The 7,896-nt window shown below is 66.2% G+C and carries 10 protein-coding genes; 5 read left to right on the forward strand and 5 right to left on the reverse strand.

What is annotated here, in order from left to right; all coding sequences use genetic code 11:
- Positions 1–221: 221 nt before the first annotated feature.
- Positions 222–686, forward strand: coding sequence for a RidA family protein (locus B3E91_RS11380; protein ID WP_273232911.1), 465 nt, complete (start codon positions 222–224; stop codon positions 684–686).
- A gap of 189 nt (positions 687–875) precedes the next feature.
- Complete coding sequence (locus B3E91_RS11385) at positions 876–1,469, forward strand: outer membrane protein assembly factor BamE (RefSeq protein WP_139210722.1); 594 nt, start codon at positions 876–878, stop codon at positions 1,467–1,469.
- A gap of 73 nt (positions 1,470–1,542) precedes the next feature.
- Here the strand turns inward: B3E91_RS11385 and B3E91_RS11390 are convergent, their stop codons facing one another.
- The 3 genes from B3E91_RS11390 to B3E91_RS11400 are packed head-to-tail and all read right to left on the reverse strand — an operon-like array spanning position 1,543 to position 3,539.
- A complete protein-coding gene (locus B3E91_RS11390) occupies positions 1,543–2,160 on the reverse strand; it encodes a TPM domain-containing protein (RefSeq protein ID WP_287029516.1) in 618 nt (205 codons plus the stop codon).
- Positions 2,161–2,184: 24 nt separating this feature from the next.
- A complete protein-coding gene (locus tag B3E91_RS11395) occupies positions 2,185–2,940 on the reverse strand; it encodes a TPM domain-containing protein (RefSeq protein WP_287029518.1) in 756 nt (251 codons plus the stop codon).
- Positions 2,937–3,539, reverse strand: a complete 603-nt coding sequence (locus B3E91_RS11400; protein WP_287029519.1) for a LemA family protein — start codon at positions 3,537–3,539, stop codon at positions 2,937–2,939. Before B3E91_RS11400 ends, B3E91_RS11395 begins: the two co-directional genes overlap by 4 nt.
- A gap of 218 nt (positions 3,540–3,757) precedes the next feature.
- Here B3E91_RS11400 and B3E91_RS11405 point away from each other — a divergent pair, with 218 nt between their 5' ends.
- Together B3E91_RS11405 and B3E91_RS11410 are read left to right on the forward strand one after the other, a co-directional pair.
- On the forward strand, positions 3,758–3,937 hold the full coding sequence (locus tag B3E91_RS11405) for a hypothetical protein (protein WP_287029520.1): 180 nt from the start codon (positions 3,758–3,760) through the stop codon (positions 3,935–3,937).
- Positions 3,938–4,251: 314 nt separating this feature from the next.
- A complete protein-coding gene (locus B3E91_RS11410) occupies positions 4,252–4,539 on the forward strand; it encodes a hypothetical protein (protein ID WP_090228684.1) in 288 nt (95 codons plus the stop codon).
- Positions 4,540–4,599: 60 nt separating this feature from the next.
- Here the strand turns inward: B3E91_RS11410 and B3E91_RS11415 are convergent, their stop codons facing one another.
- The gene (locus B3E91_RS11415) at positions 4,600–4,941 is read right to left on the reverse strand and encodes an FKBP-type peptidyl-prolyl cis-trans isomerase (protein ID WP_282343106.1); all 342 of its coding nucleotides are present in this window, start codon (positions 4,939–4,941) and stop codon (positions 4,600–4,602) included.
- A 250-nt stretch (positions 4,942–5,191) separates the two neighbouring features.
- Between B3E91_RS11415 and B3E91_RS11420 the strand changes: the two genes are divergently transcribed.
- The gene (locus B3E91_RS11420) at positions 5,192–7,447 is read left to right on the forward strand and encodes a putative bifunctional diguanylate cyclase/phosphodiesterase (RefSeq protein ID WP_287029521.1); all 2,256 of its coding nucleotides are present in this window, start codon (positions 5,192–5,194) and stop codon (positions 7,445–7,447) included.
- Here B3E91_RS11420 and B3E91_RS11425 read toward each other — a convergent pair.
- Positions 7,438–7,896, reverse strand: a 459-nt coding sequence (locus B3E91_RS11425; RefSeq protein ID WP_287029522.1) for a diguanylate cyclase, incomplete at its 5' end; no start/stop codon positions are given. The two genes, B3E91_RS11420 and B3E91_RS11425, sit on opposite strands and share 10 nt — an antisense overlap.

Genomic DNA, 7,896 nt, shown 5'->3' on the forward strand with positions numbered 1-7,896 from the left:
TGCAGCCGTACCGGCGCCGTTCCGCATGAGCCGGAGACGGCGGCGTTTCCGCGCTGCCAAGGTTTAGTCCGCCGCGGCCCCGCACAGGTTGCGAAAACCGGACGGATGACCGGAAACGCCCGATCCAGCCCGATAGGTCGCCTGCGGCCGCCCGGCGAAAGCGGTCGACAAACCCCGTCCGCCTGCGTTTAGCTCGGCGTCCCGTCACCCGAGGAATGCCCATGAGCGAGCAACAGCAGGACGCGGTCGTCCGCCACCTCAACCCGGCCCACGGCGTCGAGCCCTGGGCGCGCGAGTTCGCCGAAGCCATAGAAATCCCCGGCGGCGCGCGCCAGCTGGTGCTCAGCGGCGTCGGCCCGGCCATCATCGACGCCAGCGCCGCGCCCGGCAGCGTCGCCGCCTACGGCGACACCGCCGCCCAGACCCGCAGCGTGATCGAGCAGATCGCCGCGACCCTGCAACGCCACGGCTATGCCCTCGGCGACGTGATCAGCATGCAGGCCCTGCTGGTCGGCGACCCGGCGCTGGACGGCGCCGCGGATTTCGAGGGTTTCTCGGCGGTCTACAACCGCTACTTTGGCACCGCCGAGCAACCCCGTGTGCCGACCCGTACCCGCGCCCAAGTGATCCGCCTGGTGCCGCCGGGCTGGCTGGTGGAAATCACCGCGATCGCGGTGAAGGGCTGAGGCCCGACCCAGGCTTGCGGCGCTCTGGCGAAGTTGGGTTGAATAGTTCGCACACTGTTTCGATGGAGTCCGAAGGCCTCTGCCAGGAGGCCTGACACAGGCCGGGGTACCAGCGGATACATTGCTCTCAAGCTCGGCACGCCGGTGGACGTGACGGGCATTTATCCATCCACCAGCCAAGGAGAGACGATGAAACTAAAGGGTGCGGTATCGATGGTGGTTCTGGCAGCAGCCTTGCTGTCTGGATGTGCAGGGAGCAATTTCGTCAGGCCGGCAGCCGACGCACTGGCAACCGGCACGTCGACCAAATCGGACGTGGTACAGAAACTGGGGAAACCCGAACGAACCGGCGAAATCACCAAGAACGACAAGAAACTCGACGTGGCCACTTACGTTTATGCGCAGAACACCGGTGTCGGCGCGTATCCAGGCGTGATCGCGGCGCGCTCGCTGACCTACACCTTCCTGGACGGTGTGCTCACCAGTCAGGAGTTCATGAGCTCGTTCAAGGAGGATGTGACCGATTTCGACGGCGACAAGGTGCCGATGATCATCAAAGGCAAATCGACGCGAGCCGATGTGGTGTCGTTGTTGGGAAAACCCACTGGCGAGGCAATTTTCCCGGTGATTCCGCAGCAAAACGAAAAAGCGCTGATTTACAGCTACTCGCAAACGACGGGGACCGTGTTCAATCTGAAGTTCTATAGCAAGTCGCTGGTGGTTTCCTTCGATCCGAACGATGTCGTCAGCAACGTCGAATACACGTCTTCAGGTTCCAAGTAGGCCGCGCCTGCCGTCCGTTATCGGCGCTCCAGGCGCCGATAACGCCCTCGCAATCCCCCCGTTCCGCCCTTTATCAATCGAGAATCACCAGCCGGTCCGGCAGTTCGTTGCGCGTGTGCGTGGCGGGCACGTGGCGCTTGAGGTGTTCGCCGCAGGCCTCGATGCAGGCCAGGAAGCCGTGCAGCGTTTCGCCCCGGCGCACGGCGCGGGTGAATTCGCCGACGATCGCCGCCCAGGTGTCATCGCCGATGCGGCTGGAGATGCCGTGGTCGACGAGGATTTCCACGTAGCGCTCCTGCTCGGAGACGAAGATCAGCATCCCGGTGCCGCCCTCGGTGTGGTGCAGTTTCTGTTCGAGGAACTGCCGCCGTGCCAGGTTGGCCGCCCGCCAGTGCCGCACGCCGCGCGGCACCAGGCGGGTGGTCAGCGGCTTGAGTCGGAACAGCAGGCCGAGGCCGATGAAGGTCAGCCACTGCACCAGCAGCAGTTCGTGGGCGTTCAGCCACAACGGCTGATAGTTGACGATGCCCGGCACCAGCAGCGCGAGGAGCGCGGCCCACAGCAGCGGGATGTAGCTGTAGTCGTCCGCCCGGGCGGCGAGCACCGTGACCAGTTCGGCGTCGGTGTCGCGCTCGATGCGCCCGATGGCGTCGGCCACCTGCTTCTGGTCGCTGTCGCTGAGTAAGGTCATCGTGTTTCCCGTATCCGTTCGGAGTTACCAGCCACCGGACGCACCGCCGCCGCCGAAGCCGCCACCGCCGCCGCCAAAACCACCGCCCCCACCGAAGCCGCCGCCGGAGCGCCCACCCCCGCCGAGCACGCTGCCGAGGATCGCCCCGCTGAGCACCGAGCGGCCGCCACCGCGCCCGCCCCTTCCGCCGCCGCCACGCAACATCAGCATGACGATGACGAACAGGACGAAGAACGCGAAGCCCGGCAGGCGCTGCTCGGAATGGCCGGTGGAGGACGACGCCGCCGGCTGCGCCAGGGGGTCACCACCGAGGACCTGGATGATCGCGCCCGTGCCCTCGCGGATGCCGCCGGCGAAGTCGCCACGGCGAAACGCCGGGAGGATCACGCTGTTGATGATGATCGACGCCTGCGCGTCCGTCAGCCGGTCCTCGAGGCCGTAGCCGACCTCGATGCGCACCTTGCGCTCGTCACGCGCGACGATCAGCAGCGCCCCGTTGTCCTTGCCCTTCTGGCCGATGCCCCAGTGGCGACCGAGCTGATAGCCGTAATCCTCGATCGCATTGCCCTGCAGGTTTGCCAGGGTGACCACCACGACCTGTTCGCCGCTGGCCTGTTCGTGCGCTTCGAGCATCTGCGTCAGTTGAGCACGGGTCTGCGCGTCGAGCAGGCTGGCCTGGTCGACCACCCGCCCGCTGAGCGCGGGAAACTCCACGGCCTGCGCCAGCAGCGCGCAGGCGCCGAGCAGCAGCGCCAGCGCCGGACGCAGCCATGGCCTCATTGAAAGTTCACGCTCGGCGCCTGCTCGGCGTTCGGCGCGGTGGCCTTGAAGTTCTCGCGCACCTGCATGTCGCGGTACAGGGTCATCTGCCAGAGACGGCCGGGGAAGGTGCGGATTTCCGTGTTGTAGCGCTCCACCGCGGCGATGAAGTCGCGACGCGCCACGGCGATGCGGTTTTCCGTGCCTTCGAGCTGCGACTGCAGGGCGAGGAAGTTCTGGTTCGATTTCAGGTCCGGGTAACGCTCGGAGACCACCATCAGCCGGCTCAACGCGCCGCTGAGCTGTTGCTGCGCCTGGTCGAACTGCTGCAGTTTCTGCGGATCGTCAGGGGTGCTGGCGTCGACCTGGATCGAGGTCGCCTTGGCCCGCGCCTCGATCACCCGGGTCAGGGTCTCCTGTTCCTGCTTGGCGTAGCCCTTGACCGTCTCGACCAGGTTGGGGATCAGGTCGGCGCGGCGTTGATACTGGTTTTCCACCTGTGCCCAGGCGGCTTTCACCTGTTCGTCGTACTGCGGGATGTTGTTCACCCCGCACCCCGTCAGCAGGCTGCCGAGCAGAAGGAGGAAGGTCAGCCGGAGGCTGTTGGAAAAAGTCCGCATGGGGTGTAGCTCCTTGGGCATGGAAGTCGGGGTATCCCTTAGAAGCGACGCACCCGCGCGAGTTCAGGGAGCGCCGCTCAGTGCGACTACCTTACGCCAATCCGCCGACAAGGGACGAAGCGCTGCCCGGACCGCCGGTACGCCGCGCACCTGAACGTTGTCCGCAGCGCGGCAATCGAAAGCAGTGAAGCCACTCACGGCTTCATTGCGAGGTAGTCATGAACACTAGCGAACAGAATCCCGACACCGTCGAAAGGCCTGCCGAGGAAGGCGATTTCAGCCGCGATCCGGGTATCGAAGACACCCCGGACCAGCAGCGCCCACACGACCCGGATACCGAGGCCAGCCCGGACGATCCGGACATAGCAGGCGAAGACGCCTCCGGGCAGCCCAGCTGAGCCTCATCGCCCACCGAAGCCCGGCGAGTCCGGGCTTTTTCATGCCCGGTGAAAGACGTGGCCCCCAAAAAGCCAGCATCGCGGCGGGCGGTTGGTACGACGGATGTTCCGTGAACGAAGGTCGCAACGACTGGCATGTTGCGCCGGCCGGCCACCGGTCAGCTGGAGCGCCCGGCGCCGATGGGCGGGCTAGCCTTTCGAGACATCCGGGCGACATCGGCCGGTTTTGCCGGTCCCATGCCTGCCCGCCGGAGGTTTCGGCGAACCGTGCCGGCGCGCCTCCTCGCGCCGGCCAACACGAGAAAGGAGCAATCATGAGCGACGCACAATCCCCGACCCTGCCCGAAGGCATGAAACCCTGCAGCATGTACCGCATCCAGGACCCGGCCGACGGCAGTTACTGGGACGGCCACTTCCTCGGCGGGATCTTCTACGAGAACTACCGGCAGATGGGCCGCATCACCGGCGACACCTTCTTCTACGACGGCAAGGACGCGGACGGCCAGTTGTCCTTCCGCGACGGCATCGCCGGCAACTTCAGAGGACTGAAACTGGAGTTGCGTGGCGGGATGGTGTTTCTCGATCTGGTCGAGGTGGTCTGAGGCTCCGCATTGATGCGGGGCATGAGGCCGGGTCCGCGCGATCCGGCCCGTGCGGTCCGCTCAGTCGTCGCGGGTCAGCACTTCCAGCAGCTCGATCTCGAATTGCAGGTTGGCGTTCGGCGGGATGCGCTCACCGACCTGCCGTTCGCCATAGGCCAGGTGAGCCGGCACCCGCAGACGGCGCTTGCCGCCGACCCGCATGCCCATCAGGCCCAGGTCCCAGCCCTTGATCACCCGCCCGGTGCCGATCACGCACTGGAACGGCCGGCCTTTCTCGTAGGATGAATCGAAGGTCGTGCCGTCTTCCAGTACGCCGTGATACTGGGTGGTGATCAAGGCGCCCTTGACCACCGCCTTGCCCTCGCCGACTACCAGGTCGATCACCTGCAGTTCGTCGCACATCGTTTCTCTCCTTCCCCTGCCTGGTCGAATAGCCAGCGCCGCGCGAGCCGCTCTGGCACGCGCGCAAGCGCCGGGACGCCATTCGAACACAGTGCGCCAATCGCCGCTGCCTCCTTGCTCAATCCCCCGCCATCCGCGGCCTGCAGGGCTTCATCCGATGACCGGTTAGCACTCGAACGGTCGTATGAGGTTCTGAGTTCTATAGTCGCGTTAGTCACGGCCCGGTTTGGGTTGGGGGAGGGGGAACTCCATGCTTCTGGACTTCATACGCAACGCTGCCCTCTTGCTGGCGCTGTGCTGGCTGCAATCGCGCATCTGGCAGCACTGGGGACATCGGGTGGTCTGGTCGCAGTTGGTGCTGGGGACGGTCTTCGGGCTGATCTGCGTGGCCAGCATGGCCGACCCCATCGAACTGGGCCACGGCATCATCGTCGATGCGCGGCTGGCGCTGGTGAGCGTGGCCGGCCTGCTCGGCGGGCCGCTGGTGGCGATCATGTCCGCCGTCATCGCCGGCTGCTACCGGCTGTGGATCGGCGGCGTCGGCGCCTATCCCGGCGTGGTCAGCATCCTCCTGGCCGCCCTGATGGGGCTGGTCTACCGACATGCCTCGGAGTCCGGCCGTATCACCCAGGGCAGCACGCAATTGCTGGTCTTCGGCCTGCTCGTGCACGCCGTCACCCTCTTGATGCTCAGCCAGTTCCAGGGAACCCTGGAGGTGTCCTTCAGCGAAACGGCGGTGGCGATGATGATCACCATGCCGCCCACCACGCTGCTGCTGGTCGCCCTGCTGCGCGGCCAGCAGCGTCGAAACGAGACCGAGCACGCCCTGCGCGACAGCGAGGCGCGGCTGAGCGCCATCACCCACGCGATTCCGGACCTGCTCTTCGTGGTCGACGAGGATGGACGTTATCGGGAGGTGATCTCCCCGTCCCGGCACCACATCGATCCCGAGGACAGCAGCAAGATCGGCCAGCTGATCAGCGACGTGCTGCCCAAGCCGCAGGCCGAGCGGCTGATCGCCTGGATCGCCCAGGCGCTGGAGAGCGCGGTGCCGCAGGCCATCGAGTACAGCGTCGAGGAAGGCGGCCGCAAGCGCAGCTTCGAAGCCCGCGCACAGGCCATCGACAGCCCGCTGTTCGACAAGCGCGCAGTGGTGATGGTCACCCGCGACGTCACCGCGCGCCGCGAGAACGAGCAGCAAATCCGCCAGCTGGCGTTCTACGACGCCCTCACCAGCCTGCCGAACCGGCGCTACTTCGTCGAGCGCCTGCGCGTTGAGCAGACCGCGTGTACCCGTACCGGCCAGCACGGCGCGCTGCTGTTCATCGACCTCGACAATTTCAAGACCATCAACGACCTCTACGGCCACGAGGCCGGCGACCAGGTACTGATCACGGTCGCGCAGCGGCTCAAGCGTATCGTCCGCACCACCGATACCGTGTCGCGGCTGGGCGGCGACGAATTCGTCATCCTCCTCGGGGGCCTCGCACATGCGCCACAGGAAGCCGCGCGCCAGGCCGGCCATGTCGGCCAGCAGGCGCTGGAGACGCTGCGCGAACCCTACGACCTGGAGCAGGGCCAGCACTGCATCAGCGGCAGCGTCGGCATCGTCCTGTTCAACCACAAGCACAGTGGCAATGAACTGCTGCAATGGGCGGACCTGTCGATGTACTCGGCCAAGGCCAACGGCAAGAACGCCCTGCGTTTCTTCGACCCGACCATGCAAGTGGTCATTTCCTCGCGCCTGCAGCTGGAAGAGCAGATTCGCGAGGGCATCTGCCGCGAAGAATTCCGCGTCTTCTATCAGCTGCAATGGAGCGACGAGAAAGGCGTGATGGGCGTCGAGGCGCTGTTGCGCTGGCAGCATCCGCAGTGGGGCCTGGTGGCGCCCGACCGCTTCCTGCAGGTCGCCGCCGCGGCCGGACTGCTTCCGGAACTCGACCGCTGGCTACTCAAGCGCGTGTGCAGCCAGCTGGCGAGATGGCAGCACGAACCGACGCTCGCCGGCCTGCCGGTATCGGTGAACATCTGCGCGATCCACCTGCACCAGACCAGCTTCGTGCCCAAGGTGCTGGACATCATCCGCAGCAGCGGCGTCGATCCGCACCGGGTGAAGCTGGAGCTGACCGAGTCGGTGCTGATCGTCGACCTGGACCAGGCGCGCCTGCACATCGCCTCGCTGCAGCGCGAGGGCATCCGCTTCGCCCTGGACGACTTCGGCACCGGCTGCTCGTCGCTCACCTACCTGCAGCAGTTGCCGCTGGACCAGTTGAAGATCGACCAGACCTTCGTTCAGCGCCTGCCCAGCGCCGCCAGCATCGCGATCATTCAGGCGATCAGCAAGATGGCGGAGACCTTCGGCTTCGAGCTGATCGCCGAGGGCGTGGAGAGCGAATCGCAGCGCCAGTTGCTGGCGGAGAACGGTTGCTCGAACTACCAGGGCTTCCTGTTCGGCAAGGCGCTGCCCGCCGACGAACTCACCCAGATGGTCAAGGACTACGCCTGATCCGCGGGCCCGGCGGGGGGCTCGGCGAATTCGGCGCGGTCGCGGCCATTCTGCTTGGCGCGGTAGAGCAGCCGGTCGATTCGGCCGATGAAGTCCAGCGCCAGCTCGGCAGAGCGCGGCACGACTGTCCCGCCGCCCAGGCTCACGGTGACCAGCGGCGAGATCGGCGAACGCTCGTGGGGAATGCGGCAGGTGCGGATCAGCAGCCGGCACCGTTCGGCGATCTGCCGCGCGGCGACCTCGTCGGTTTCCGGCAGCAGCAGGATGAACTCCTCGCCGCCGAAACGTGCGAGGAAATCCCGCGGCCGGTTCGCCGCCTGGGTCAGCGCCTGGGCCACGGCCCGCAGGCAGTCGTCGCCGCCGATGTGCCCGTAGTGGTCGTTGTACTGCTTGAAATAATCGATATCCAGCAGGATCACCGACAGCGGCAGGCCGCTGCGCTGGGCGCT

Source organism: Pseudomonas sp. UBA6310 (assembly GCF_002438225.1).
GTDB classification, from domain to species: Bacteria; Pseudomonadota; Gammaproteobacteria; order Pseudomonadales; family Pseudomonadaceae; genus Pseudomonas_O; species Pseudomonas_O kuykendallii.